At 65.7% G+C, this 24,195-nt stretch carries 26 protein-coding genes and 1 pseudogene; 23 read left to right on the plus strand and 4 right to left on the minus strand.

Annotated elements, in window-relative coordinates:
* Positions 1–252 precede the first annotated feature (252 nt).
* A complete protein-coding gene (locus AC13CR_RS00820; protein WP_446236158.1) occupies positions 253–534 on the minus strand; it encodes a hypothetical protein in 282 nt (93 codons plus the stop codon).
* 66 nt (positions 535–600) lie between these two features.
* Here AC13CR_RS00820 and AC13CR_RS00825 point away from each other — a divergent pair.
* The 9 genes and pseudogenes from AC13CR_RS00825 (at position 601) to AC13CR_RS00865 (ending at position 8,703) form a co-directional block, all read left to right on the plus strand.
* A pseudogene (locus AC13CR_RS00825) lies at positions 601–1,196 on the plus strand (hypothetical protein).
* On the plus strand, positions 1,141–3,168 hold the full coding sequence (locus tag AC13CR_RS00830) for a phage terminase large subunit family protein (RefSeq protein WP_482900316.1): 2,028 nt from the start codon (positions 1,141–1,143) through the stop codon (positions 3,166–3,168). Before AC13CR_RS00825 ends, AC13CR_RS00830 begins: the two are co-directional and overlap by 56 nt.
* A 3-nt stretch (positions 3,169–3,171) precedes the next feature.
* The gene (locus tag AC13CR_RS00835; protein ID WP_292954032.1) at positions 3,172–3,384 is read left to right on the plus strand and encodes a phage head-tail joining protein; all 213 of its coding nucleotides are present in this window, start codon (positions 3,172–3,174) and stop codon (positions 3,382–3,384) included.
* Positions 3,385–3,387: 3 nt separating this feature from the next.
* The gene (locus tag AC13CR_RS00840; RefSeq protein WP_292954029.1) at positions 3,388–4,884 is read left to right on the plus strand and encodes a phage portal protein; all 1,497 of its coding nucleotides are present in this window, start codon (positions 3,388–3,390) and stop codon (positions 4,882–4,884) included.
* The gene (locus AC13CR_RS00845; RefSeq protein WP_292954026.1) at positions 4,884–6,275 is read left to right on the plus strand and encodes a S49 family peptidase; all 1,392 of its coding nucleotides are present in this window, start codon (positions 4,884–4,886) and stop codon (positions 6,273–6,275) included. The genes AC13CR_RS00840 and AC13CR_RS00845 overlap by 1 nt, the downstream gene beginning before the upstream one ends.
* Before the next feature lie 26 nt (positions 6,276–6,301).
* A complete protein-coding gene (locus tag AC13CR_RS00850) occupies positions 6,302–6,682 on the plus strand; it encodes a head decoration protein (RefSeq protein WP_292954023.1) in 381 nt (126 codons plus the stop codon).
* Between the two features lie 52 nt (positions 6,683–6,734).
* A complete protein-coding gene (locus tag AC13CR_RS00855; RefSeq protein ID WP_292954020.1) occupies positions 6,735–7,757 on the plus strand; it encodes a major capsid protein in 1,023 nt (340 codons plus the stop codon).
* A complete protein-coding gene (locus AC13CR_RS00860; protein ID WP_292954017.1) occupies positions 7,757–8,071 on the plus strand; it encodes a head-tail joining protein in 315 nt (104 codons plus the stop codon). The genes AC13CR_RS00855 and AC13CR_RS00860 overlap by 1 nt, the downstream gene beginning before the upstream one ends.
* A complete protein-coding gene (locus AC13CR_RS00865) occupies positions 8,068–8,703 on the plus strand; it encodes a DUF6441 family protein (RefSeq protein WP_292954014.1) in 636 nt (211 codons plus the stop codon). The genes AC13CR_RS00860 and AC13CR_RS00865 overlap by 4 nt, the downstream gene beginning before the upstream one ends.
* Here the strand turns inward: AC13CR_RS00865 and AC13CR_RS00870 are convergent.
* Positions 8,700–9,029 carry a hypothetical protein gene (locus AC13CR_RS00870; protein ID WP_292954011.1) on the minus strand — a complete coding sequence of 110 codons (330 nt, stop codon included), beginning with the start codon at positions 9,027–9,029 and terminating at the stop codon, positions 8,700–8,702. The two genes, AC13CR_RS00865 and AC13CR_RS00870, sit on opposite strands and share 4 nt — an antisense overlap.
* A gap of 2 nt (positions 9,030–9,031) precedes the next feature.
* Positions 9,032–10,597 (minus strand): phage minor head protein, encoded by a 1,566-nt coding sequence (locus tag AC13CR_RS00875; RefSeq protein ID WP_446236496.1) that lies wholly within the window; start codon positions 10,595–10,597, stop codon positions 9,032–9,034.
* Between the two features lie 172 nt (positions 10,598–10,769).
* On the opposite strand from AC13CR_RS00875, the gene AC13CR_RS00880 reads away from it, so the two are divergent.
* The 14 genes from AC13CR_RS00880 to AC13CR_RS00945 all read left to right on the plus strand — a co-directional run bounded on the left by AC13CR_RS00880 (position 10,770) and on the right by AC13CR_RS00945 (position 23,513).
* A complete protein-coding gene (locus tag AC13CR_RS00880) occupies positions 10,770–11,189 on the plus strand; it encodes an acyl-CoA transferase (RefSeq protein WP_292977969.1) in 420 nt (139 codons plus the stop codon).
* A 26-nt stretch (positions 11,190–11,215) separates the two neighbouring features.
* Entirely contained in the window at positions 11,216–12,154 is a 939-nt protein-coding gene (locus AC13CR_RS00885) for a phage tail tube protein (protein WP_446236497.1), read from the plus strand.
* A gap of 4 nt (positions 12,155–12,158) precedes the next feature.
* Positions 12,159–12,608: a hypothetical protein gene (locus tag AC13CR_RS00890; protein WP_292958228.1), complete on the plus strand. Its 450-nt coding sequence runs from the start codon at positions 12,159–12,161 to the stop codon at positions 12,606–12,608.
* Positions 12,609–12,664: 56 nt separating this feature from the next.
* The gene (locus AC13CR_RS00895) at positions 12,665–12,814 is read left to right on the plus strand and encodes a DUF7697 family protein (RefSeq protein ID WP_422662119.1); all 150 of its coding nucleotides are present in this window, start codon (positions 12,665–12,667) and stop codon (positions 12,812–12,814) included.
* Position 12,815: 1 nt separating this feature from the next.
* On the plus strand, positions 12,816–14,999 hold the full coding sequence (locus tag AC13CR_RS00900; protein ID WP_298856430.1) for a phage tail tape measure C-terminal domain-containing protein: 2,184 nt from the start codon (positions 12,816–12,818) through the stop codon (positions 14,997–14,999).
* Positions 15,000–15,027: 28 nt separating this feature from the next.
* A complete protein-coding gene (locus AC13CR_RS00905; RefSeq protein WP_292953717.1) occupies positions 15,028–15,654 on the plus strand; it encodes a DUF2460 domain-containing protein in 627 nt (208 codons plus the stop codon).
* Positions 15,651–16,535, plus strand: coding sequence for a DUF2163 domain-containing protein (locus AC13CR_RS00910; protein ID WP_292953720.1), 885 nt, complete (start codon positions 15,651–15,653; stop codon positions 16,533–16,535). Before AC13CR_RS00905 ends, AC13CR_RS00910 begins: the two co-directional genes overlap by 4 nt.
* The gene (locus tag AC13CR_RS00915; RefSeq protein ID WP_292953722.1) at positions 16,532–16,978 is read left to right on the plus strand and encodes an NlpC/P60 family protein; all 447 of its coding nucleotides are present in this window, start codon (positions 16,532–16,534) and stop codon (positions 16,976–16,978) included. Before AC13CR_RS00910 ends, AC13CR_RS00915 begins: the two co-directional genes overlap by 4 nt.
* 10 nt (positions 16,979–16,988) lie before the next feature.
* Positions 16,989–20,954: a baseplate multidomain protein megatron gene (locus AC13CR_RS00920; RefSeq protein WP_482900317.1), complete on the plus strand. Its 3,966-nt coding sequence runs from the start codon at positions 16,989–16,991 to the stop codon at positions 20,952–20,954.
* A gap of 18 nt (positions 20,955–20,972) precedes the next feature.
* On the plus strand, positions 20,973–22,049 hold the full coding sequence (locus AC13CR_RS00925; RefSeq protein ID WP_482900318.1) for a DUF2793 domain-containing protein: 1,077 nt from the start codon (positions 20,973–20,975) through the stop codon (positions 22,047–22,049).
* Positions 22,046–22,333 (plus strand): DUF6127 family protein, encoded by a 288-nt coding sequence (locus tag AC13CR_RS00930; protein WP_482900319.1) that lies wholly within the window; start codon positions 22,046–22,048, stop codon positions 22,331–22,333. Before AC13CR_RS00925 ends, AC13CR_RS00930 begins: the two co-directional genes overlap by 4 nt.
* A 94-nt stretch (positions 22,334–22,427) precedes the next feature.
* Entirely contained in the window at positions 22,428–23,102 is a 675-nt protein-coding gene (locus tag AC13CR_RS00935) for a YcbK family protein (protein ID WP_298856440.1), read from the plus strand.
* Positions 23,102–23,353, plus strand: coding sequence for a hypothetical protein (locus tag AC13CR_RS00940; protein WP_298856442.1), 252 nt, complete (start codon positions 23,102–23,104; stop codon positions 23,351–23,353). The genes AC13CR_RS00935 and AC13CR_RS00940 overlap by 1 nt, the downstream gene beginning before the upstream one ends.
* 28 nt (positions 23,354–23,381) lie before the next feature.
* Entirely contained in the window at positions 23,382–23,513 is a 132-nt protein-coding gene (locus AC13CR_RS00945; protein ID WP_366522636.1) for a hypothetical protein, read from the plus strand.
* Positions 23,514–23,522: 9 nt separating this feature from the next.
* Here the strand turns inward: AC13CR_RS00945 and AC13CR_RS00950 are convergent, their stop codons facing one another.
* Positions 23,523–24,110 (minus strand): SOS response-associated peptidase family protein, encoded by a 588-nt coding sequence (locus AC13CR_RS00950; protein WP_446236499.1) that lies wholly within the window; start codon positions 24,108–24,110, stop codon positions 23,523–23,525.
* Positions 24,111–24,195: the final 85 nt, after the last annotated feature.

Below are 24,195 nucleotides of genomic sequence, written 5' to 3' on the forward strand. Positions count from 1 at the left end.
TTTCATGCTGCCTTGCGCCATCCAAAACCATCCGCACAGCGCGTTCGCGCACTTCCGGTGAATACTTGTTTGTTGTCTTTGTCATGATGCTCCATCCTGCTCATGAGTTGGAGCCTCCGGCAAACCCGGTGCGGTTCATCGGTGAGTTTCAGCATCATTTGCTCCGTGCACCGCCGCCGCAGATCGCGGTCGGCTTCTACGGAGCCGGGCCCCGCATCGCGCGGGGCTCAGCGGTTGGCACAGGCCAGCCCGTCAGGCGGCGTGTTCGCCCTCGCCAAAGGTGAAATCACTGATCTGCTTCAGCAGGTGGGCCTGATATTCGAGGCTGCCGAGGTCGCTCCAGTTCACCCTCTCCGGATCTGCGCCGAAATGGTCATCGCTGAAGGCCTGCAGCCGGGCCAGCATCGCGTCGATTTCGGCTTTTTTCGCGATGAAGGCGGCGAGCGCGGCGTCATTGGTGCGGGTGGTGTTGCGGGTCATGGTCTGGTTTCCGGCGGCGAGTTGCTTGCGTTTGGTGCCATCAGAATCGCTCAACCGTCCGAGCACATCAAGTAAATCACAAGCAATTTCATTGCTTTATGATCGCGAAAGGATCGCCCCATGAAAGGCATGAGCGAGCGGGCCTATGCAGCCCATTCCGGTCTCTCGCGCGGCGGGGTGCAGAAGGCGCGGAAGAACGGCCGACTGGTGGTCTATAGTGACGGCTCCATTAATGCGGTGGCATCCGACGCCCGCCGCGCCGCGACCACCGATCCCGATCAGCAGGGGCGGTCGAAAGGGGGCACTGCGCGGCAAGCGACGATGCCGGACCGACCAACGCGGCCCGATGCCAACCTTACCGCCCCGTCAATCAGCGGTCCCGGCGACTCGTCCTCCTATCTGAAGGCCCGGACGGCGCTGACCGTCTATCAGGCGCAGGAACGCCAGATCGCGATCCAGAAGAAGAAGGGCGTGCTGGTCGACCGCGCAAAGGCCGAAACGCTGGTCTTCCGGTTGGCGCGTCAGGAGCGCGATGCCTGGGTGACCTGGCCCGCCCGCGTCGCCGCGATCATGGCGTCGGAACTCTCGGCCGGGATGGAAAAACCACCGGGGAACCCACGAGCATCGGCACCGGGGTGCTGCAGAGGGTGCTGGAAGCCCATGTCCGAGACCAGCTTGCCGCCCTCGCCGATCTCAAGGTCGCGCTTGACCCATGACGATGGGAGCGATGATCACAGCCCCGACCTGAGTTTCGACGGCGCCGAGGACATGTTGCGCGCCTGGTCGCGCGGCATCCGGCCCGATCCGAATCTGACGGTGTCCGAATGGGCCGACAAGCATCGCCGGCTGTCGTCACGGGCGGCGGCGGAACCCGGTCGCTACCGCACCGCACGGACGCCCTATCTGCGCGAGATCATGGATGCGCTCTCGCCCGGACATCCGGCGCAGCGGATCAGCTTCATGAAGGCCGCGCAGGTTGGCGCGACGGAAGCCGGGAACAACTGGATCGGTTTTGTGATCCATCACGCGCCGGGACCGATGCTGGCGGTGCTGCCGACGGTCGAGATGGCCAAGCGTGCCTCGCGCGGGCGGCTCGATCCGCTGATTTCTGACAGCCCGGCGCTGCGCGAACGGGTCAGCCCCGCGCGGTCGCGCGATGCCGGGAATTCGATGCTGTCCAAGGAATTCCCGGGCGGCATTCTGGTGCTGACCGGCGCCAACAGCGCGACCGGGCTGCGGTCCATGCCCGCGCGCTACCTGTTTCTGGACGAGATCGACGCTTATCCGGCCTCGGCCGATGAAGAGGGCGATCCGGTGACGCTGGCCGAGGCGCGCAGCACCACCTTCGCCCATCGCCGCAAGGTGTTTCTGGTCTCGACACCGACCATCCGGGGCCTCAGCCGGATCGAGCAGGAGTTCGAGGCCTCGGACCAGCGGCGCTTCTTTGTGCCATGCCCACATTGCGGCACGATGCAGTGGCTGGAATTCGAACGGCTGCGCTGGGAGAAGGGTCGGCCCGAGACCGCCGCCTATGCCTGCAAGGCCTGCGATCAGCTGATCGCAGAGCATCACAAGACCGCCATGCTGGAGGCGGGCGAATGGCGCGCGACGGCGGTTGCAACTGACCCGCATCATGTCGGCTACCACCTGTCCGCCCTTTATTCGCCCATCGGGTGGAAAAGCTGGGAACAGATCGCCCGGGAATGGCTGGCCGCGCAGGGCAATGACGAAATGCTGCGCGCGGCCCGCAACACGCTTCTGGGCGAGACCTGGGTCGAGCGCGGCGAGGCGCCGGAATGGCAGCGGCTGGCGGATCGCCGTGAGGTGTTCGCGGCGCAGATTCCCGAGGGCGGTCTGTTCCTGACCGCCGGGGCCGATATCCAGAAGGACCGGATCGAGGTCGATATCTGGGCCTGGGGGCGCGGATTGCAGAGCTGGCTCGTCGATCACATCGTCATTCCGGGCGGTCCGGACAGCCCGGCAGCTTGGGCGGAGCTGACCAAATTGCTGACCCGCACATGGCAGCACGAACATGGCGCGGTGATGCCCGTCGCAAAACTGGCGATCGATACCGGCTATGAGGCGGCGGCGGTCTATGCCTGGGCGCGGGCTCAGGGGTTCGAGCAGGTCGTGCCGGTGAAGGGTCTCGAAGGTTTCAACCGGGCGACGCCGGTTTCCGGGCCGACCTTTGTCGATGCGACTATGGGCGGCAAGCGCCTGCGGCGCGGCGCCCGGCTCTGGTCGGTGGCCACGGCCACCTTCAAGATCGAGACCTATCGCTTCCTGCGGCTCGAGCGGCCCGAGCAGGATCAACCCGATCCGCCAGGCATGATCCACCTGCCAGAATGGGCCGACAGCGAATGGCTGAAGCAGCTGGTGGCCGAACAATTGGTCACGGTCCGGAACAAGCGCGGCTACGCCCGGCAGGAATGGCAGAAGCTGCGCGAACGCAACGAGGCGCTGGATACCCGCGTCTATGCCCGCGCCGCCGCTTGGATCATGGGCGCGGATCGCTGGGACGAGCGCATGTGGCGGCAGCTGGAGGATCAGGCCGGGGTCGCGGCACTCGAGACCGCAACCAGCGACCCCGCAGAGCCTGCCACCGAACCGCCTGCCCGTCAGGCGGGCGCCCCGCCCACAACACCACGCCGCAAGCGGCAGACCTACACACCGCGTTTCATGAGGTGAGAGATGGAGATCGACCGGATGCGGGCGCTGCTGAGCGCGCTGCAGGAGGCCCGGTTCAGCGGGCTGCGCAGCGTCAGCTATGACGGCAAGACCCTGACCTATGGCTCGGATGCGGAGCTGGCCGCTGCCATCGCCGATCTGGAAGCCCGCATTGCCCGCGCGCCCGGGACCGCGCGCCGTCGGCGCTGGGGCACTGTCGCAACCAAGGGGCTCTGATCCATGGCATTCGACGGCATCCGCGCGCGGCTGGGCGCGATCATCGGCGGGTTCGACGCGGCGCAGTCGCATCGACGCCTGCGCGGCTTCCGGGCCTCCCGCGCCCATGTGAACACCTTGATCGCGGGCGCGGGCGAGACCATCACGGCCCGCGCCCGTTGGCTGGCGCGGAACAACGGCTATGCGTCCGGCGCGGTCGAGGCCTTCGCCAGCAATGTCGTGGGCGATGGGATCAAGCCGTCATCGTCGATTTCGAATGCCACCCAAAAGGAAGCCCTGCAAAGGCTCTGGCTCGGCTGGACGGATGAAGCCGACGCCGAGGGGCTGACCGATTTCTACGGGTTGCAGCGCCGCGCGGCCCGCGAACTGTTTCTGGCGGGCGAGGTGTTTCTGCGGCTCCGCCCGCGACGTTCCGAAGACGGGCTGTCGGTGCCGCTGCAGCTGCAGATGCTGCCCTCGGAGATGCTGCCGATGGATCTGAACCGGGAATTGCCCGGCGGCGGATCCATCCGCCAGGGCATCGAATTCGACGGCATCGGTCGGCGCGTCGCCTATCACCTGCTCCGCCGACATCCGGGCGACATGACCGATCCGGGGCTGGTGGGTGAGACGGTCCGCATCCCGGCCTCGGAGATCGTCCATGTGCTGGATCCGGTCGAGGCTGGTCAGATGCGCGGCGTGTCGCGCTTCGCACCGGCCATCGTCAAACTGTTCACGCTGGATCTTTATGACGATGCGGAGCTGGAGCGGAAGAAGACGGCGGCGATGTTTGCCATGTTCATCACCTCGCCCGCCCCGGAAACGCCACTGGAACCGGCGGAAGAGGATCTGGAGGTCGAACCGGGTCAGGTCGTCCGGCTCGATCCGGGCGAGGATATTTCGACACCCGCGACACCGGATTCCGGCTCCACCTACGAGCCGTTTCAATACCGGACCTTGCTGCAGATCTCGGCGGCGCTGGGCATCCCCTACCCTTACCTGACCGGCGATGCCGCGCGCGGCAATTTCTCCAATACCCGGGTCGCACTGTTGGACTTCCGGCGCCGGGTCTCGGCGATCCAGCACGGCGTCATCGTCCATCAGCTCTGCCGCCCGGTCTGGCAGCGCTGGCTCGATCTGGCCGTTCTGTCCGGCGCCATCGATCTGCCCGGCTATGACCGCGACCGGCGCAGCTTTCAGGCCGTCAGCTGGCTGCCAACGCGCTGGGACTGGGTCGATCCGATGAAGGACGCCTCGGCCGAGATCCTGCAGATCGAGGCCGGTCTCAAATCCCGCAGCCAGGCCATTTCCGAGCGTGGTTTTGATGCCGAGCAGGTGGATCGCGAGATCGCGGCCGAGCGCAAACGCGAAGCGGCGCTGGGTCTCGATTTCCGCCGCCCCGGCTCGCCCGCGCAGGGACCGAAGGGTGAGGCTGATGGCGATGGCATCAACGCCGCGAACGGCAATGACGATGATCGCGTCGCCGACACTGATGACGCAGATGCCAAGGAGGACCGCTGATGCATCACGCCCAGATCGCCCAGCGCGCCTTCGACACGCCGCTGATGATCGCCCCCGCCAAGGCTTTGGCGTTCCTCGCCGGCCTCGGCCCGCGCATCACCGGGCAGGAGATCAGGTTTGACGGCATGACGGTCGCCGAACCCGATCTGACGGCCACCCGGCAAACCGCCTTCGCCTCGCTGATCGGCGGCGATCTCGCCCAGCGCCATGGCGGCGATACGGATGCGCCCTTCCCGATCATCGATGGCGTGGCGGTCATCGCGATTGCGGGCACGCTGGTTCATCGCGGGGCGTGGATCGGCCAGAGCTCCGGCCTGACTTCATATGAGGGACTTACCGCCCAGCTCGACGCGGCGGTTTCTGACAATACCATTCGCGGCATCGCGCTGGAGATCGATAGCTTCGGCGGCGAGGTCGCGGGTGCCTTCGATCTCGCCGACCGCATTCGTGCCGCGAGGGACATCAAACCCGTGCACGCTTTCCTCGCCGAACATGCTCTGTCGGCGGGTTACGCGCTGGCCTCGCAGGCGGATCACATCACCCTGCCCCGCACCGGGGCTGCGGGCAGCATCGGCGTCATCACCATGCATACCGACATGTCCGGCATGCTGGCCCAGAAGGGAGTGGCCGTGACGCTGATCCATGCCGGGGCCCGGAAAGCCGATGGCAATCCCTATGCCGCGCTGCCGGAAGGCATCCGCGGCCGACTGCAGGCCGAGTTGGAGGATCTGCGGATCCTCTTCGCGGAAACCGTCGCAGCCGGGCGCGGTGACAGGATGACCAAAGACGCGGCGCTCGCCACCGAAGCGGCGGTGTTTCGCGGCGCGGTGGCTGTCGATGCCGGTCTCGCCGATGCCGTGGCCGATCCTCGTGTCGCCTTTCGCGCCTTTGCCAACGGCCTTTCTCGCCCGGCATTGCCGGTCGGGCGGCCGGCGAAATCCCCGACCCTTTCACCACCCCACCCCAAACAGGAGATGATCATGAGTGATCAGACGGACGAAGATGCCCGGACGCCGGACCAGCAAATCCCACAAACCGCAACACCCATCGCACCCAACACGCCGCCGCAAGCCGCCACGCCGACGGCACAGGAACCGCCCGCGCCCGGCGCTGCACCGGCTGCGGCTCCGACCGATGCCGATGCCATCCGCGCCGAAGCCGCCGAAGTGGCCTCGATCTGCGCGCAGGCCGCAAAGCTGGGCGTCACCCTGGACGCCGCCGATGCCGTCCGGCGCGGCGTGAGTCCCGACGCGCTGCGCGGCCAGATCCTCGACAGCCTCGCGGCCAGAAGCGATGCCAGCGGCATTCTGGCCAGCGCGCCCGCGCCGACAGACAGGCCGAGCCCGCTCGTGGCTGCGGCCCGCAAATCCGCCGACAGCGCTCAGCGCTGACAGCCTGACAGCCTCCGGAGACCAAGATGCCCTTCCTGACACAGCCGCCCAGCATGGGCCATGCGCTCAAATATGAGCTGAACCCCAACTATACCCGCGAGACCGTGACGCTCGCCGAGGGAACCGAATACCCGGCCGGGGCAGTCCTCGGTCGCGTCACCACCAGCGGCCAATACACCTTCGCCAGCCATGGCGGCAGCGATGGCGCGGAACTGGCCGCAGGCATTCTGCTCTATCCGGTCGATACAAGGCTGGCGGAAGCCACCGGCATCCTACTGGCGCGCGGCCCCGCGATCCTGTCGCGCGACGCGCTTTTCTACGATGGCAGTGTCGATGATGCGGCCAAGATCGCTGCCAAACATGTCGAGCTGACCGCGCTGGGCATCGTCATCCGCGACAGCGCCTGACCGGCGGCTGCGACCTTCTGCTTCTTATCCTTCCTTCCGACAAGGTTTCCCCATGACCATCATCCGCAATCCCTTCGATGCCGACGGCTATTCGCTGGCCGAGATGACGCAGGCCATCAACATCCTGCCGAACCTCTATACCCGCCTCGGAGAACTGGGCCTCTTCCGCTTCGAGGGGGTCAGCCAGCGCAGCGTCATCATCGAGCAGATCGAGGGCGTGCTGAACCTCCTCCCCTCTGTCCCACTGGGCGGTCCCGCCACCGTCGGCAGCCGAGAAGGCCGCGCCATGCGCAGTTTCGCGCTGCCCTGGATCCCGCATGACGATGTGATCCTGCCCGCCGATATTCAGGGGGTTCCGGCCATCGGCGCAATTGACGAGGCCGACCCGCTGGTCGCGGTCATGACCCGCAAGCTGACCCTGATGCGCCGCAAGCACGCGCAGACCCGCGAATATATGGAGATGAACGCGCTGCGCGGTATCGTGAAGGATGGCGCGGGCACGACCCTCTACAATTACTTCACGGAGTTCGGCATCGCGCAGATCTCGGTCGACTTCGTGCTGGGCACCGCTGGCACGAACATTCAAGGCAAGGTCCGCGAGGTGCTGCGTGCGGTCGAGGATAATCTGTTGGGCGAGAGCATGTCGGGCGTCCATGCGCTGGTCAGCCGGGAATTCTTCGACAAGCTGATCTCGCACCCCAAGACGGAAGAGGCCTACAAGTTCTATGCCGCGACCGGCGCCCAGCCGCTCCGGCAGGACGTCCGCCGCAACTTCCCCTTCGCCGGGATTCTGTTCGAGGAATATGCGGGCGCGGTCACCCTTTCGACCAAGGCATCGGAACGGCTGGTCCCGGCGAACGAAGGCATCGCCTTCCCGACCGGCACCATGGACACGTTTACCACCTATGGCGGCCCGGCGAACCTTCTGGAGACCGCCAATACAATCGGCTTGCCGCTCTATGCCCGCCAGCATCTCGATCCCAAGGGCCGCTGGATCGATCTGATGACGGAAGCCTCGATCCTGCCGGTCAACAAGCGCCCGCGGCTGGCGATCCGGCTGCACAGCTCGAACTGATGAACGCGTTTGCCGCTGCCATGGACCGCATTTTCGGCCATCCCGACATGGGTATCTCCGCTGTCTGGATCGCGGCGGGCACATCCGAAGAACGCCCGATCAGCCTTATCCACCGCGCGCCGGACCGGATCACCGAGTTCGGTTCGGCGCGCATCCTGTCGGAAACCCTCACCGCCGATATCCGGGTCAGTGACATCCCCGATCCCCGGCCCGGCGATCTGATCGTCATCGGCGCCGACAGTTTTGCGATCCAAGGCGAACCGATCCGCGACCGCGACCGGCTGATCTGGACCGTGGAACTGGTGCCTGCATGAGGCTGAAACTGGACATCGATCCCGATCTCGTCGCGATGATGCAAGCCGAGATCAAAGCGGGCGAAAAGGCCGTGACCGGCGCCATGCGCGAGGCGGGCGCGGGCCTCAAGACCGCATGGCGCGGGCAGATCACCGGTGCCGGGCTGGGGCGCAGGCTGGCGAATTCGATCCGCAACGCCACCTATCCGGAGGCGGGCGACAGCCTGAATGCCACCGCGCTGGTCTGGTCCAAGGCGCCGGTGATCATCGGCGCCCATAATGCGGGACCGCTGATTCGCTCCAAGGACGGATTCTGGCTGGCCATCCCCACGGAAGCCGCCGGAAAATCCCTGCGAGGCGGACGCATCACCCCCGGCGAATGGGAAAGACGGACCGGGCTAAGGCTGCGCTTCGTCTATCGCAGGCGCGGACCAAGCCTGCTGGTGGCCGAAGGGCGGCTGAACACCAAGGGCCGTGCGGTGGCCTCAAAGTCAAAAACCGGGCGCGGGCGGGCTACCGTGCCGATCTTCCTGCTGGTGCCGCAGGTCAGGCTGCCCAAGCGGCTGGCTCTGGCAAGGGAGGCGGAACGAGCAGCGGAAGCGGTGCCGGGGAGGGTCGTCGGGAAGTGGGTGGAGGGGCGAACAATTCTCTAACCCGACGGTTTCTCGGCCCAAACCAAGAACTCGAAAGTTCCACCCTCACGCACAGCTTGGTCGACAATATCCACGACGCGCGCCCTCGACCGATCAGGATCGGCAAAAATTGACCAGCCCTCCTCATGCTCGGGCAGGACCAGAATGTCATAGTCAAGGCGTCGCCCGGTTCTTGCGCCAGCCGTCTTTATTGTCTCCATACGGGATATGCTGAATCCGGCATTTGCAAGATAGTTGTTGAAGGCACGAAGCTGATCCAACGACAATCGGACATACTTCTTTCCGTGGAGAAGTTCTTGCATGCAGGCTTGCATCTTATCTTCCATGGCTACTCCAGCGGTCGAATAATTTCTTGCAGATCGTTCTCCGGTGCGCGCAAGGGCACATTTCTGTTACTTACCGCGACGACTTCGCCGTCCGGGTTCAATATCACCCAATGCCCGTCGCGGCCAGTAAGCAGAGTCATCTCCTGCCCTTTGTAGGGACCAAATCCGCGAATTACCCCGCTCAAATCAGGGTTAGGGTTCGCGATGATCCCATCGATCTGCTCGGCAGTGTGCCCTTTGCCCGTGATATACTCGGCCCCGTCACCTTTTGGGCCGTGACCCCGGACGATGTTGCCATCTGGTGTAGTGATGTTGGCTGGGCGCGCTTCGAGAATGCTGGGACCAGCAAGCTCTGGGATCGGTGTTGAGATGATATTTCCGGTCGGGTCTTCGGCGGCGGGCGATCCGGTGTGGTTCGGCAGGCCGAGAACCTCGGCCGGGTAGATCTCCAGCCACTGCTCGATGCGCTCGGGCGTGAAGCCGGGAAGTTCGCCCAGCCGCCGCTCGTCCTCGGTCAGTTCAGGGAATACCTCGACCCAGCCATCGGCAATCGTGCCGTCCTGGAGCCGGAGTCGACCTTCGCTGAACGCATCGTAGGCGCGCTGTACGAATGCGCCAAGCGCGCGCTGAGCAGCGCGGTCTCCTTCCGCAACCTGCTGAATAGTTCCGGGATTCGACATCTCGAAAAGCGCCGCCGCCTGACCGGCGATCCGTGCCGGATCAACGGTCTTGGGCAGGCTGGATCCGAAGCCGGTACTGACCGTTTCCTGCACCAGTTCGTGCGCAATGGCAGCCAGGAGCCCTTCGCCCGATCCAAGATCGACGCCGAGGATATCGGCAGCGCGGTTCAGGCGACGTTCTGTTGCGAGTTCGGTGAGTTCCCCCAAGGCATTGCTAGCCTCCCACGCCGCCAAAAACGCCGCCAAAGCAGCGGCTCCCTGAGGGGTAAGCGCGACCGCACGTCCGACAAGGCCCCGAAAGAAGGCCCCCACCGGAATTTCCGCCGCTGGCGCATACTGGGCAAGGACAGCATCGTTTGGCAACAGCGACGCAACAGGCTCGGCGAAACACCGGCAGTTATGTGCCTGTCCCGGATGCCCGCCCGCAGGAGGCTCATCCCAACTGAAGACCTGATCGTCATACTCTGCGTGACTGTCGCGAACCTGCGCGTCGTCTCGGGAACGCCAGATGTAACGCTCTATCCCAAGGTCTTGCTGCCGAAGCTGATTGATCAACCCCGCGAAGGCCCTCAGCAGACGCTCCTCCATGGCCGTTCGCAATGGGCGGAGACGCTGGGGGTGGGATTGATATTCTTCAAAGATGGCCGTCAGACGCATATCCCATTCGCGCAGGACAGCCTCCTTCGCGTCCGACACATCGCGCAGGTCTGCCTCCGTCACCCAAGGGACTGTGTCGGGTGGTGTCAGGGCATTCAGAAGCGCCCGTGTATTGTCGGCGATAACCCGATCCAGACGATCCGAAAAATCGCTCCGAAGACCCGGGTAGCCAGGAAATAGCGACTTGATGGAAATGGCCTGGCGTATAGAATCGTTACGCTGGCTGACCACGTACTGACCATGTCCGCCATGCCGAAGGAAGTCCCGTAAATTGTGTTGCAATAGAACCTCCCCGCCGATCTGCGGGATCGGTTGTAGGAGCAATTAGTTAACGAGTATTTACCTTTCCGCGCGTTGCTTTCCACGGGGCAATACGTCAACCGAAATCTGAAGTGCCCATGACATGCCGACCCTCCGCGAAACCATCCTCACCGCGCTGCATGCGCGGCTGTCGGCGCTGCCCGCCACCGCCCTGCGCGGCGACGTCCTACCCGAACGGCTGCCACCTGACGGCTTGGTGATCCTGCGTGACGGCGAGCCGGGTGAACCCCAGGTCACGCTTTCGCCGCTCACGTACCACTATCAGCACCGCGCCGAGATCGAGGCGGTGGTTCAGGGCGCCGACCGTGACGCCACCTTCGACGCCCTCTGCGCCAGCATCGGCACCACCATCGCCGCCGACCGCACGCTGGGCGGGCTATGCGACTGGGTCGAAGCGGAAGCGCCGCGTCCGGTCGATCTGCCCGTCGAGGGGGCGGCTAGCCTGAAGGCGGCGGTGATCACCGTCATCCTGCATTACACGACAGCCGACCCACTCGGCTGATCCACCCACAATTCGAGGAGAACACGATGGCACGAGCCAAGGGGGCGCGGGCGCAGATGGCGCTGGCGTTCGAGACCGTTTATGGCACGCCGCCTGCGGGCGGTTACACAAAGATGCCGTTTGCCAGCACCACGCTCGGGGCGGAACAGCCACTCCTGAACTCCGAACTGCTGGGCTATGGCCGCGATCCGCTAGCGCCAATCAAGGATGCGGTGACGGCCGATGGCGATGTCGTCGTTCCTATTGATGCGGAGGCGTTTGGCTTCTGGCTGAAGGCGGCGTTCGGAGACCCGGTCACCACCGGCACCGGCCCATGGACGCATGAGTTCCGTTCCGGGGCCTGGACGCTGCCCAGTCTCACCATCGAGACCGGCATGCCCGAGGTGCCGCGCTATGCAATCTATTCCGGTTGCGTGCTGGACCAGCTCAGCTGGCAGATGCAGCGTTCCGGATTGCTGACCGCCACCGCCCGGCTTGTGGCGCAGGGCGAGACGGTCGGGACCGTCAGCAGTGCTGGCACGCCCGCACCTATCGATCTGAGGCGCTTCGGCCATTTCAACGGATCGATCACCCGCAACGGCGCGGCGCTGGGCAATGTCGTCTCGGCCCAGATCACCTATGCCAATAATCTCGACCGGATCGAGACCATCCGCGCCGATGGCCGCATCGACGGCGCCGATCCGTCCATCGCCGCGCTGACAGGCTCAATCGAAGTCCGCTTCGCTGACAGCACGCTGGTGACGCAGGCCATGGATGGCGAAGCCTGCGCGCTGGACTTCTCCTATGCGCTGCCCTCGGGAGAGAGCTTCACCTTCACCGTCCATGCCGTCTACCTGCCCCGCCCCCGGATCGAGATTTCCGGACCGCAGGGCGTCCAGGCAACCTTCGACTGGCAGGCCGCGCGCGACAGCACACTGGGCCGCATGTGCACCGCCACCCTGATCAACGACCGCGAGGAATATTGAACCCATGCTGACCTTGGACCTGAGCAATGAACCGCGCTGGCACGATCTGGCGCCCGGCGTCCGGGTGCGGCTGCGCCCGCTGACCACCGCGATGATGGTCGCCACCCGCAGCGATCCGGATGTCGAGGCAGTGCCGGACGGGACGAGCGACGAAGAACGGGCGCTAGTCTTCGCCAAGGCGCTGGCGCGGCGCGCGGTGCTGGACTGGGATGGCGTCGGCGATTCTGATGGAAATGCCATCGATCCAAGCCCTGAGGCCATCGATGCGCTCCTGGACATCTGGCCGATCTTCGAGGCGTTTCAGCTGGTCTATGTCTCCAAGGGCCTGCTGCTGGACCAGGAAAAAAACGTCTCCGCGCCCTCGCCGACTGGTCCTTCGGTGGGGGCGACAGCTACTGCGCGGCCTGCACGCAAATCTGCCAAGACTGCCCGGGTCGCGCAAACCAGCCGCTGACATTCGAGGGCTGGCAGGTCTGGGATCTGATCGGGCGCCTTGGCGGGCAGTTGCGGGTGCTATCGGGCGCGGTGATCGGGTGGGATCTGACGGCCGCTCTGGGGCTGGCGGCGGCGCTGGGCATCCCGGCCCCGGCCGCCGCCGAACTGCTGCCCATCATCGAAGCGGTGATGGTTCGGAGGATGAACGAACAGATGGAACGATGAGATGGCAGAAAAACGCGTCAGCGTCCGCCTCGCGGCGGTGGGCGGGCGTCAGGTGCGCGCGGAGCTGGAAGGTGTCGGCGAGGCCGGATCGCGCGGCTTCGGGCGGCTGTCGCGCGAGATGGAGGCGGCGAATGCCCGCATGGCCGGGTTCACCCGCAAGGTCGGGGTGGCTGCCGCCGCTGTTGTCGCCGCCGCCACCGCCGCCGGCATCGCCATGGTGCGGTCGGGGCTGCAAACGGTGGATGCGCAGGCAAAGCTCGCCCAATCGCTCGGCACCACGGTTGCCTCGATCCAGACGCTGGAGCGTGCGGGTGAACTGGCAGGCGTGTCGATGTCCGGCATCGAACAGGCGACCAAGGATCTGACCCGGCGGCTGAGCCAGGCGGCGGCGGGCGGCGGTCCGGCAGCCGATGCGCTGGAACGGCTGGGCCTGACCGCCTCGGACCTGCTGGCCCTGCCACTGGATCAGCGCGTCGGGGCGATCAATGCCGCCATTGCCGAGTTCGTGCCTGTTGCCGAACGCGCGGCTGTGGCCGGGCAGTTGTTCGGCGAAGAGGGCTCGATCGCCATGTCGCGCATCGACACCGCCACCTTGCGCCAAGCGACCGAGGATGTCCGGGCCTTCGGGATCGTGGTTTCGGAACAGGATGCCGACCGGATCGAGCGGACGAATGACGCCATCTCGCGGCTGGGTCTGGTCTGGCGCGGGTTGTCAAACCAGTTGGCGGTTGCCGCCGCCCCGGCGCTCGAAGCGGTGGCCGATGCGATGGCAGCACTGGCCAGCCGCACCGGGCCGCTTGGGATGGCGATCAGCGGGCTTTTCGACCAGATCGGACGCCTCTCGACCTACGCCGCAACCTTCGCCGGTTTCATGGCCGGTCGCTGGGTCGCCGGGCTGGCGGCGGCTGCACTCTCGGTCCGGGGGCTCGCCACCGCATTGGTCGTGCTGCGCGGCGCGCTGATCCGCACCGGTATCGGCGCCCTGATCGTCGGTGCGGGCGAACTGGTCTATCAGTTCACGAGGCTGGTCAAGGGCGCGGGCAGTTTCGGCAATGCCATGGCTCTGATGGGCGATGTGGCGAAGGCGGTCTGGGAGGGGATCAAGGTGACGGCCCTGTCCTTCGCCGACGATTTCCGGGCCATGCAATCCGAGATCGAAGCGATCTGGACCCGGCTCATGGCATTTCTGGCCGGGAAATGGGCGGATTTTCTCGGGATGATCGCGCCCACTTTCAACAAGGTGGCGGAAGAGATCGGATCGGACACGAGGATCGATGTCTTCGAGGCGCTGGGCCGGGCCTCGATGCTGGAGCATTCGGCCAGCAATTCGGCGCATATGGCGGGCCGCTATCGTGACCGCGCCAGTTCCAGCCGAGCTTCGGCCTTCGATGGCGTGGGCCCTGCCATGGACGCGCTGCGCGCCGCGATGTCCGGCGGCGAGGATGATGCCGGTGGCGCGGCGCTGGACGTCGCGACCGAAGCGGCCGACCGCTATGAGGATGCGCTGGGTGGGGTGGAGACAGCCGCCACCGGCTCGGGCGCGGCGGCAAAAGAAGCCGGGGCCGCGGGCAAGGCAGCGGCGGAAGAGGCCAAACCTGCGACCGAAGCCACGGCCACCGGCTGGAAGGCGGTGACCGAGGCGCTGTCGGACTATGCGAAGAAGGCCAAAGACATCGGCGCCGATATCGGCCAGGCGCTGGTCGGGGCATTTCAAAGCGCCGAGGACGCGATCGGCGAGTTCGTGAAGACCGGCAAGCTCGATTTCCGGGATCTGGTGACCTCGCTTCTGGCCGATCTGTCGAAACTGGCCGCGCGGCGTTTCCTGCTGGGGCCGATTGCCAATGCGCTCTCCGGCGCGCTGGGCGGCGCGGGCGGAATCTTCGCCAGCATCATGCATACGGGCGGCATCGTCGGCGCGGGTTCGCCCTCACGCACGGTCCCCGCACTGGCCTTTGCGGGGGCACCGCGAATGCATAGCGGCGGTATGGTCGGCCTGCGTCATGACGAGGTGCCCGCGATCCTGCAGCGTGGGGAACGGGTGCTGTCACGCCGCGAGGCGCAGGATTACGGCAAGGGCGTCACGGTGAACATCCACGCCCGCGACGCCGAGAGTTTTAGGCAGTCCCGCACCCAGATCGCCGCCGATATTGCCCGCGCTGTGTCGCTGGGGCGGCGCGGCCTCTGACCAAATCTTCATGAAAGGATCGCCAAGCGTGGCATTTCACGAGGTCCGGTTTCCGGACAATATCAGTCGCGGCGCGCGTGGTGGACCGGAACGGCGCACCCAGATCGTCGAACTTGCGAGCGGCGACGAAGAGCGCAACGCAAGCTGGGCCAACAGCCGAAGGCGCTACGACGTCAGCTATGGCATCCGCCGCGCCGACGATCTGGCGGCGGTGGTGGCCTTTTTCGAGGCGCGGAACGGTCGGCTTTACGGTTTTCGCTTCAAAGACTGGGCGGATCACAGGTCCTGCCTGCCTTCGCGGGCGCCAGCAGCAATGGATCAGCAGATCGGCACAGGCGATGGCGTGACGACCAGTTTTCAGCTGGTCAAACGCTATGCCTCGGGTGGACAAAGCTGGGTGCGGACCATCACCAAGCCTGTCGCAGGCACCGTCCAAGTCGCCTTGAACGGCGTCACGCAAGCCTCCAGTTGGTCGGTCGATCACAAGACCGGCCTTGTCAGTTTCGAGACCGCGCCCTCCACCGGCATTGCCATCACGGCTGGGTTCGAATTCGACGTGCCGGTCCGCTTCGACAGCGACGCGCTGGACGTGACGCTGGATATCGAACGGCTGGGATCCATCACCTCAATTCCGCTCTTGGAGATCCGGCGATGAAGACGCTCCCGCCCGCCCTGCAGGCGCATCTCGACAGCGGCACCACCACCCTCGCCTGGTGCTGGCGCATCACCCGCGCCGATGGCATCGCCTTCGGCTTCACCGATCACGATTGCCCCCTCAACTTCGACGGCACCGAGTTTGAGCCGGACAGCGGTCTGACGGCGAGCGAGATCAGGTCGGGCGCCGATCTCTCGGTGGACGCCCAGGATGCGGCAGGCGCGCTGCGCTCGGACCGGATCACCGAGGCAGACATTCTGGACGGACGCTGGGACAATGCCGAAGTGGAACTCTGGCGGGTCAACTGGGCCAGTCCTGCGCAGCGGGTGCTGATGCGGCGCGGCGCCATCGGCCAGATCCGGCGCGGGCACCATGCCTTTGTCGCCGAGATCCGGTCGATGTCGCATCTCCTCGGCCAGACCGTCGGGCGGACCTTTCAGGCGAGCTGCGACGCCGCGCTGGGCGATGCCCGCTGCGGTGTCGATCTGGAGGATCCGGCCTATCGGGGCACCGGCACCGTGATCGACAGGCTGCGCGACCGGGCCTTCACCGCCTCGGGGCTGGGCCGCTTTGCACCCGGCTGGTTCCGCTTCGGCACACTCACATGGACCACCGGGCTCAATGCCGGTCGCCGGGCTGAAGTTCTGGCCCATGATCCCAGCGATGGCATTGCTGTCATCACGCTGCTGGAAGCCCCGATCCGCCCAATCGGCACGAGCAACAGTTTCACCATCCATGCGGGCTGCGACAAGCGCATCGCCACCTGCGGCGCAAAATTCGGGAACGTCATCAACTTCCGGGGTTTTCCGCACATCCCCGGCCAGGACACCATTCTGCGCTATGCCACATCGGACGGTGGCCATGATGGTGGTGTGTTGTGACCCGGCTGCAGACCGCAGCCGATCCCGACCGCGTCATCGCCGCCGCGCGCCGCTGGCTCGGCACGCCTTATCACGATCAGGCCAGTTTGAGGGGCGTCGGATGCGATTGCCTCGGTCTGGCGCGTGGCGTCTGGCGGGAGGTCGTGGGCGACGAGCCTTTCCCGATCCCGCCTTATAGCCGCGACTGGGGCGAGACGGGGTGCACCGAAGTTCTGGCCGAGGGCGCGCGGCGGATGATGATCGAACTGCCGGTCGCGGATGCCGGGCCGGGAGCATTGATTCTCTTCCGAATGCGTCCCGGCGCCATCGCCAAGCATGTCGCGATCCTCACCACGCCGGACCGCTTCATCCACGCCTATGAACGGCTGGGCGTGATCGAAGAACCCCTGACCTCTGCCTGGCGCCGCCGCATCGCCTCCACCTTCCTCTTCCCCATCCTCTGAGATTTTTCCCATGGCAACATTGATACTGGCCTCGGTCGGCGCCACGATTGGCGGCGGCTTCGGCGGCGCGATCCTCGGCTTTTCCGGCGCTGCCATCGGCGGCATGATCGGGTCCACCATCGGCGCGGCCGTCGACAGCTGGATCGTCTCCTCGCTCGCCCCGGCCCAGCGTATCGAGGGCGCGCGGCTTGACAATCTGCGCATCACCGCCTCGACCGAGGGCGCGGTCATTCCGCGCGTCTTCGGCCGGATGCGCTTGGGCGGCAATATTGTCTGGGCGACGGATTTCCGCGAAGAGACCCGGACCAGCCGTCAGGGTGGCGGCAAAGGTGGCGGTCCCAAAGTCGAGACCACCGAATATCTCTACTATGCGTCTTTCGCGGTGGCGCTCGCCGAAGGGGAGATCACCGGCATCGGCCGAATCTGGGCTGATGGCAAACCGCTCGACACCTCGGGGATTACCTGGCGCTGGTATCCGGGATCAGAGACGCAGGAGCCGGATCCCTTTATCGCCGCCACGACGGGTCCGGATGCGACGCCTGCCTATCGCGGCACCGCCTATGTCGTCTTCGAGGATTTGCCGCTGAACGACTATGGCAATCGCCTGCCGCAGCTTTCGTTTGAGGTCTTTCGCCCCCTTGCCGATCCCGACACGGCAGAAGGGCTGACCCGCGCCGTGACCCTGATCCCGGCCTCGGGCGAATTCACCTATGCGACCGAGCCGGTGCGCAAGGGTGGTGATGGCGACAGCACATCCGAGAACCTGAACGCCACCCCGGGCAGTGCCGATATGATCGTGGCGCTGGATCGTCTGCAGGCCATGGCGCCGAAGGTCGAAAGCGTCAGTCTGGTCGTGGCCTGGTTCGGCAGTGATCTGCGCTGCGGTTCCTGCGCCATCCAACCCGGCGTTGAGGTCGCGGAGAAGGCCAGCAGCCCCAGGACATGGTCAGTGAATGGCGTGAGCCGGGCCGATGCCCATCTGGTCAGCCGTGACGATCAGCAACGTCCCGTCTATGGCGGCACGCCGGCCGATTTCGCGGTGGTTCAGGCGATCCGGGAGATGAAGGCGCGCGGTCTGCGGGTCACCTTCTATCCGTTCATTCTGATGGATGTGCCGCCGGGCAACGCGCTGCCGGATCCCTATTCGGACAACACCACCGACATCGGCCAGCCCGCTTTCCCGTGGCGCGGGCGGATCACCTGTTCGCCTGCCGCTGGTCAGGCGGGCACAGTCGACAAGACGGCAGCCGCCGAGGATCAGGTGGCGGCGTTCTTCGGCAATGCTTCCCCGTCGGATTTCACCGTCTCTAGCGATGATGTCCGCTGGACCGGCGATCCCGGCGATCATGGGCTGCGCCGCATGGTGCTGCATTACGCCCATCTCTGCGCGGCGTCGGGCGGCGTGGATGCCTTTCTGATCGGCTCCGAGATGCGCGGGCTGACCACGATCCGCGCCGCTGGCAAAAGCTACCCGGCTGTCGCGGCCTTCCGCGCGCTGGCCGCCGATATCCGCGCCATTCTCGGACCCGGCACGAAGATCAGCTATGCCGCCGACTGGTCGGAATATTTCGGGCATCAGCCATCGGACGGCAGCGGGGATGTGTTCTTCCATCTCGATCCGCTCTGGGCAGACGAAAGCATCGATTTCGTCGGCATCGACAATTACCTGCCGCTGTCCGACTGGCGCGACGGCTTCGATCATCTGGACGCCCGAGACGGCTGGTCCGCCATCCACGACCGGGCCTATCTGCAATCCAACATCGCGGGCGGCGAAGGGTTTGACTGGTTCTATGCCTCCGAGGCCGGTCGGGCTGCGCAGGTCCGGACCCCCAATACCGATGGTGCCCACGGCAAGCATTGGGTCTTCCGCCCCAAGGATCTTTTGGGCTGGTGGTCGAACCGGCATTTCGACCGGCCGGGCGGCGTGGAATCCGCGGCACCGACGGCGTGGCTGCCCGAGTCAAAGCCGATCCGCTTCACCGAACTCGGCTGTCCGGCCATCGACCGCGGCACCAACCAACCGAATGTCTTCTATGATCCGAAGTCATCCGAAAGCTTCGTGCCGTATTTTTCGCGCGGCTGGCGCGACGATGCGATCCAGCGGGCCTATCTGGAAGCGAGCTATCTCTTCTGGGGCGCTTCCGCGAACAATCCGGTCTCGACAGAATATGCCGGTCGCATGGTCGAGGTTTCCGAATGTGCCGCCTGGACCTGGGATGCCCGGCCCTATCCGTTCTTTCCGGCGCTGGGCGATGTCTGGACCGATGGCGCGAACTGGCGGCTCGGGCATCGGCTGACCGGGCGGCTGGGCGCGGTGTCGCTTGCGGCCCTCGTCCGTCACCTCTGCCTGCGCGCCGGGCTGCAGGAAGCCCGCATTGATGTCTCGGGTCTCTGGGGCGCGGCTGAGGGCTATGCCATCACCGCGCTGGAAAGTCCCCGCGCCTCGATCACCACGCTGGCGCGGCATTTCGGCTTCGACGCCGTCGAGAGCGAGGGTGTCATCCGCTTTGTCATGCGCGGCCGGGCGCCCGCTGCCACCATCACCCATGACGATCTGGTCGCGGGCAATACGGCCGGCGAAGCGATCGAGCTGACACGCGCGCAGGAAACCGAGCTGCCGCAGGCGCTGAAGTGGCAGGTTGCACGTGCCGATGAGGATTATGACGCGGCGCTGGTCGAGGCGTCCCGCATCACCGTCGATACCAGCCGCATCGCCTTCGAGAGCTTTCCGATGGCGGTGCCACCCGAAGAGGCCGAGCGCCGCTGCCGCCGGGCGCTGCAGGAGGCCTGGGCGGGCCGGGAAAGCGCGGTGTTCCGCCTGCCGCCCTCAAAGCTGGCACTCGACCCGGCCGATGTCGTCGTACTGGATCACGATGGACGCGCCCAGCAATTCCGCCTGACTGCCATCACCGATGCCGAAGCGCGCGGCATCGAAGCGGTGCGGCAGGACCGCGAGGCCTATGATCTGCCGCCCGGCGCCGAGCGACCGGCGACCCTGCCTCGCGCCGTCACTTATGGGCCGCCCGAGGTGATCCTCCTCGATCTGCCGCAGTTGCGCGACGACGTTTCCGCGCATCAGCCGCTGATCGCGGCCACGGCAAAGCCATGGCCCGGCGCGCTGGCGGTGTATCGCAGCCCCGGCAGTGACGGGTTCGAACTGCTGACCACGGTGCGACGCAGGGCGAATATGGGGCGGCTCGCATCGGACCTCTGGCCCGGACCCACCTCACGCTTCGATATGGGCAATGTGCTGATCCTCGATCTGGCAAGCGGTCAGCTGGAGAGTGTCAGCGATCTGGCGCTGTTCGGTGGGGCGAATGCGCTGGCGGTCGAATCCGCGCCAGGGCGCTGGGAGATCGTTCAGGCGGGGCATGCCGAGTTGATCGCACCGGGGCGATACCGCCTGACCCGGCTGTTGCGCGGCCAGCGCGGCACCGAGCAGGCCATGGGCAACCCCACCCCGGCCGAGGCGCGGGTGGTGCTGCTGAACGAGGCCCTGACCCCGCTGCCGATCCCGGAAGCCGACCTCGGTATTCCCTTCAACTGGCGCATCGGTCCCGCCCGCCATCCGGTCAGCAGCGACACCTTCACCGCCATCAGCTTCACGCCGGAGGGCGAAGGGCTGCGACCCTTTACGCCGGTTCATGTCGCCCAGCCATGGCGACGCCCGCATGGGCCGGGCGATCTGACGATCCGCTGGACACGGCGGTCCCGCAGCCTCGCCGCCGATAGCTGGCAGGGGATGGAAGTGCCACTGGGCGAGGAAGTGGAAAGCTATGAGGTCAGGATCATGGACGGGAACATCGTCAAACGAACCCTGACCAGCACTGCGCCCTCGGTCACCTACTCTGCCGCGCAACAGACTGCCGATTGGGGCGCGCTGTTGGCCCCGGGCGCCAGCCTGACCATTCGCATCTGCCAACTTTCGACCCGCGTGGGACGCGGTACCGAACGCACCACCACGCTTTATCTCTGACGACCTGGAAACCCAAAAATGTCCGACAGCACGACCAACCTGCTGCTGCCATATCTCATGGCGGCGCAGGCCCAGAAACATGTCACCCATAACGAGGCCCTGCGCCTGCTGGATGGGCTGGTGCAGCTTTCGGTGAGGAGCCTCAGCGAGATCGCACCCCCAGCCTCCCCGGCCGATGGCGACCGCTATATCGTCGCCTCGGGCGCAACCGGCGGCTGGGCGGGGTGGGATCTGAACGTGGCCCTCTGGACCGATGGCGCCTGGCTCCGATTGCCACCACGCGAAGGCAGGCGGGCATGGGTCGAGGACGAGGCAGTCCTGCTGGTCCGAAATGGTGCCGATTGGCAGCCGGTGATCCCGACCGCCCTCGACGATCTGACCCGGTTGGGCATCGGTATGGCGGCCAGCGCGGGGGCACCCTTCTCGGCAAAGCTGAACAGCGCCCTCTGGACCGCGCTCTATGCGGCGGACGGCGGCAGCGGCGATCTGACCCAGACCCTGAACCGGGAAACGGGCAGTGACGATGCCGGGCTGATCCTGCAGACCGGGTTTTTCACCCGGGCCTTGATCGGGATGTTCGGATCGCATCAGTTGCGCATCGCCGTCTCGCCCGACGGCAGCAGTTTTCGCGACGCGCTGAGCGTCGATCCGGCCACAGGGATCGCCAGCCAACCGAACCTGCCGCGCTTCAAGGCTTATACGAATTACGACAACTATGTCGCGACCGACAGCTGGACCACGCTCGGCATCAATGTCGCGGACTATAACGACCAGGGCTGCTTTGACGCAGGCACCAACCGTTTCGTGGCGCCGGTCGCAGGCACCTATCTCTTCGGGGCATCGCTGCTCTTCAAGATCAATGCCAGCAGCAATGCCCGGATGCGCGGGCGGCTCGTGTTGAACGGATCCACCGAGATCCGCGGTTCGTTCGGCGAGATTTCCAGCGCGCATGTCTCGGAAGCGACCGCCCTCTGGCTGCAAACGATGGTTTCGCTGGACGCTAGCGATACCGTCGCTCTGCAGGGCAGCTTTCGCGCATTCGATGGGTATTTCGCTGCCGACCACACCACTTTCTGGGGAGCGAAAATCGGATGACACCCAAACGCCTCGACGACATGTTGCAGATGAGCGAGAGCGAATTCGAAGAGCTGCTAGCCCGGGCAGCACAGGAAGGCGCACGCCGCGCGCTGACCGATGCCGGGCTCGACGGCAGGGAAGCCGCACTCGATATCCGCGATCTGCGCGCGCTTCTGGAGGGCATCCGCCTGATGCGCCGCACCGCCGCCCAGACCGTCATCCGAATGTTGACCGCAGGTCTGATCCTGACCCTGCTGGCCGGGATTGCGCTGAAGCTGAAGCTCTTCGGCGAAGGCGGCTGACGCGCGACGCGGCTATCACCGCCAAACGCGCCACATTCCATTTACCACACGGCCCGCCATACCGGCGGGCTTTTTTCGTATCCGAAGGATATCCATGACCATCCGTTTCTACCGCCATTGGCGCGATGTGCCGAACGACAGCTGGCGCTGGCCGAATTTCTCGCCCGCCGAGATCGCCTGCCGGGGCACCGGCGCGATCCTGATCCATGAACAGGCCCTCGACCGGTTGCAGGCGCTGCGCACGCGGCTTGGCAAGCCGCTGATCGTGAACTCGGCCTATCGCAGCCTGAAACATAACGCCCGGTTACGTGGGGCGAAGCGCTCCAAACACCTTGAGGGCATTGCCTTCGACATCTCCATGGCCAATCACGATCCGGCCGCATTCGAGAAGGCGGCACGGGAAGAAGGGTTTCTGGGTTTCGGCACCTATCCCCGTTCCGGCTTCATACATATCGATCTCGGCCCAGTCCGGCGCTGGGGCGAGCCCTTCCCGGCCCGCGCCATTCCCTTCGCCGAGGATCAGCCGCCTGCGCGGGAACATCTGGCCGACAGCCGCACAATGAAGGGGAGCGGCGCGGCGGGGATCGCCACCGTCGGCGCGGCGGGCATCGAGATCGCCCAGGACACGCTCAGCGATGCGCAATCGGCCATCCAACCGCTGATCCCCTATCTCGATACCCTGCGATGGGTCTTCATTGCCCTGGCGCTGGCGGGAATCGGCCTGACGGTCTGGGCCCGGCTGGATGACTGGAACCGGGGGCGGCGGTGATGAGCGCCCTGACTGCGCTGCTGGCGTCGCGCTGGGCGCGGCGTCTGGCCATCGGGATCGCGCTGATCGGCGCGGTCCTCCTCTTCCTTCTCAACCTGCGCCGCGCCGGCGAAACCGCCGGTCGTCACGCCGAACGCCTGAACCAGATGGAGCGCCAGAATGACATCCAACGCCGCATGCTGGAGGCATCTGGCACCCGCCCTCGTGATCGCGACGAGCTTACTGACCGCCTGCGCGACGGGCGGTTCTGATCCGGGCGGCGCGGTGTGTCCGCCGGTCGTGGGTTATGATCAGGCGGTGCGGGAGCGGGCGGCGGTGGAGCTGGAGGCGCTGCCCGAAGATGCCGCGCTGGTCGGGATGATGGCGGATTACGCTGTCATGCGGGCACAGGCGCGGGCCTGTGCGGGCTGATCGCCGATGTCAGGACGCCTCGGTCGGAGCATCCACCAGCGCCAATGCGCCATCCGGCAGCGGGCGTTGCAGCTTGCTGGCGATTTCGATCGGCGCGGAAAGCCAGGTCTCCCAATCCCGGGAATCGGTCAGAATGACCGGCATGGCTTTCGGATGCACCGATTTCACCTCGGCATTAGGCGCGCAGGTCAGAAAGGCATAGAGATCGTCGCTGGTCTCGCCATCCTTCACCTTGCGGACCGAAGTCCAGCCCCGAACCTCGATCCCGGCGAAGAACATGGGCGAATCTGCTTCGGCCGGGGCAAACCACTGATTGCCGCCCTTGATCGGTTCGGCAAAGGCCGTGACCGGCACCAGGCAGCGATTTACCGGACCCAGCCAGCGCCGCCAATGCGGCGAGGTCAGGTTACGGACATTGGTGACGCCCGGATCCCGCTGGGTCTTCAGGACCGATGGCGGCGATGGCATCCCCCACCGCGCCTTCACCAGTTCCAGCGAACTGCCATCATGGCGGATGATCGGTGCCAGCTGATCCGGATAGATGAACCGCACCGGGTTTGCCGGAGGCTCCAACTCATGAGCAGGATGGAGCATCATGACAAAGACAACAAACAAGTATTCACCGGAAGTGCGCGAACGCGCTGTGCGGATGGTTTTGGATGGCGCAAGGCAGCATGAAAGC

It is taken from the genome of Paracoccus sp. L-17 (genome assembly GCF_056857655.1).

Coding starts and splice junctions, on each gene's coding strand:
- AC13CR_RS00830 (WP_482900316.1), top strand. CDS start 1,141: ATGTCCGAGACCAGCTTGCCGCCCTCGCCGATCTCAAGGTCGCGCTTG.
- AC13CR_RS00835 (WP_292954032.1), top strand. CDS start 3,172: ATGGAGATCGACCGGATGCGGGCGCTGCTGAGCGCGCTGCAGGAGGCC.
- AC13CR_RS00840 (WP_292954029.1), top strand. CDS start 3,388: ATGGCATTCGACGGCATCCGCGCGCGGCTGGGCGCGATCATCGGCGGG.
- AC13CR_RS00845 (WP_292954026.1), top strand. CDS start 4,884: ATGCATCACGCCCAGATCGCCCAGCGCGCCTTCGACACGCCGCTGATG.
- AC13CR_RS00850 (WP_292954023.1), top strand. CDS start 6,302: ATGCCCTTCCTGACACAGCCGCCCAGCATGGGCCATGCGCTCAAATAT.
- AC13CR_RS00855 (WP_292954020.1), top strand. CDS start 6,735: ATGACCATCATCCGCAATCCCTTCGATGCCGACGGCTATTCGCTGGCC.
- AC13CR_RS00860 (WP_292954017.1), top strand. CDS start 7,757: ATGAACGCGTTTGCCGCTGCCATGGACCGCATTTTCGGCCATCCCGAC.
- AC13CR_RS00865 (WP_292954014.1), top strand. CDS start 8,068: ATGAGGCTGAAACTGGACATCGATCCCGATCTCGTCGCGATGATGCAA.
- AC13CR_RS00870 (WP_292954011.1), bottom strand. CDS start 9,029: ATGGAAGATAAGATGCAAGCCTGCATGCAAGAACTTCTCCACGGAAAG.
- AC13CR_RS00880 (WP_292977969.1), top strand. CDS start 10,770: ATGCCGACCCTCCGCGAAACCATCCTCACCGCGCTGCATGCGCGGCTG.
- AC13CR_RS00885 (WP_446236497.1), top strand. CDS start 11,216: ATGGCACGAGCCAAGGGGGCGCGGGCGCAGATGGCGCTGGCGTTCGAG.
- AC13CR_RS00890 (WP_292958228.1), top strand. CDS start 12,159: ATGCTGACCTTGGACCTGAGCAATGAACCGCGCTGGCACGATCTGGCG.
- AC13CR_RS00900 (WP_298856430.1), top strand. CDS start 12,816: ATGGCAGAAAAACGCGTCAGCGTCCGCCTCGCGGCGGTGGGCGGGCGT.
- AC13CR_RS00910 (WP_292953720.1), top strand. CDS start 15,651: ATGAAGACGCTCCCGCCCGCCCTGCAGGCGCATCTCGACAGCGGCACC.
- AC13CR_RS00920 (WP_482900317.1), top strand. CDS start 16,989: ATGGCAACATTGATACTGGCCTCGGTCGGCGCCACGATTGGCGGCGGC.
- AC13CR_RS00925 (WP_482900318.1), top strand. CDS start 20,973: ATGTCCGACAGCACGACCAACCTGCTGCTGCCATATCTCATGGCGGCG.
- AC13CR_RS00930 (WP_482900319.1), top strand. CDS start 22,046: ATGACACCCAAACGCCTCGACGACATGTTGCAGATGAGCGAGAGCGAA.
- AC13CR_RS00935 (WP_298856440.1), top strand. CDS start 22,428: ATGACCATCCGTTTCTACCGCCATTGGCGCGATGTGCCGAACGACAGC.
- AC13CR_RS00940 (WP_298856442.1), top strand. CDS start 23,102: ATGAGCGCCCTGACTGCGCTGCTGGCGTCGCGCTGGGCGCGGCGTCTG.
- AC13CR_RS00950 (WP_446236499.1), bottom strand. CDS start 24,110: ATGATGCTCCATCCTGCTCATGAGTTGGAGCCTCCGGCAAACCCGGTG.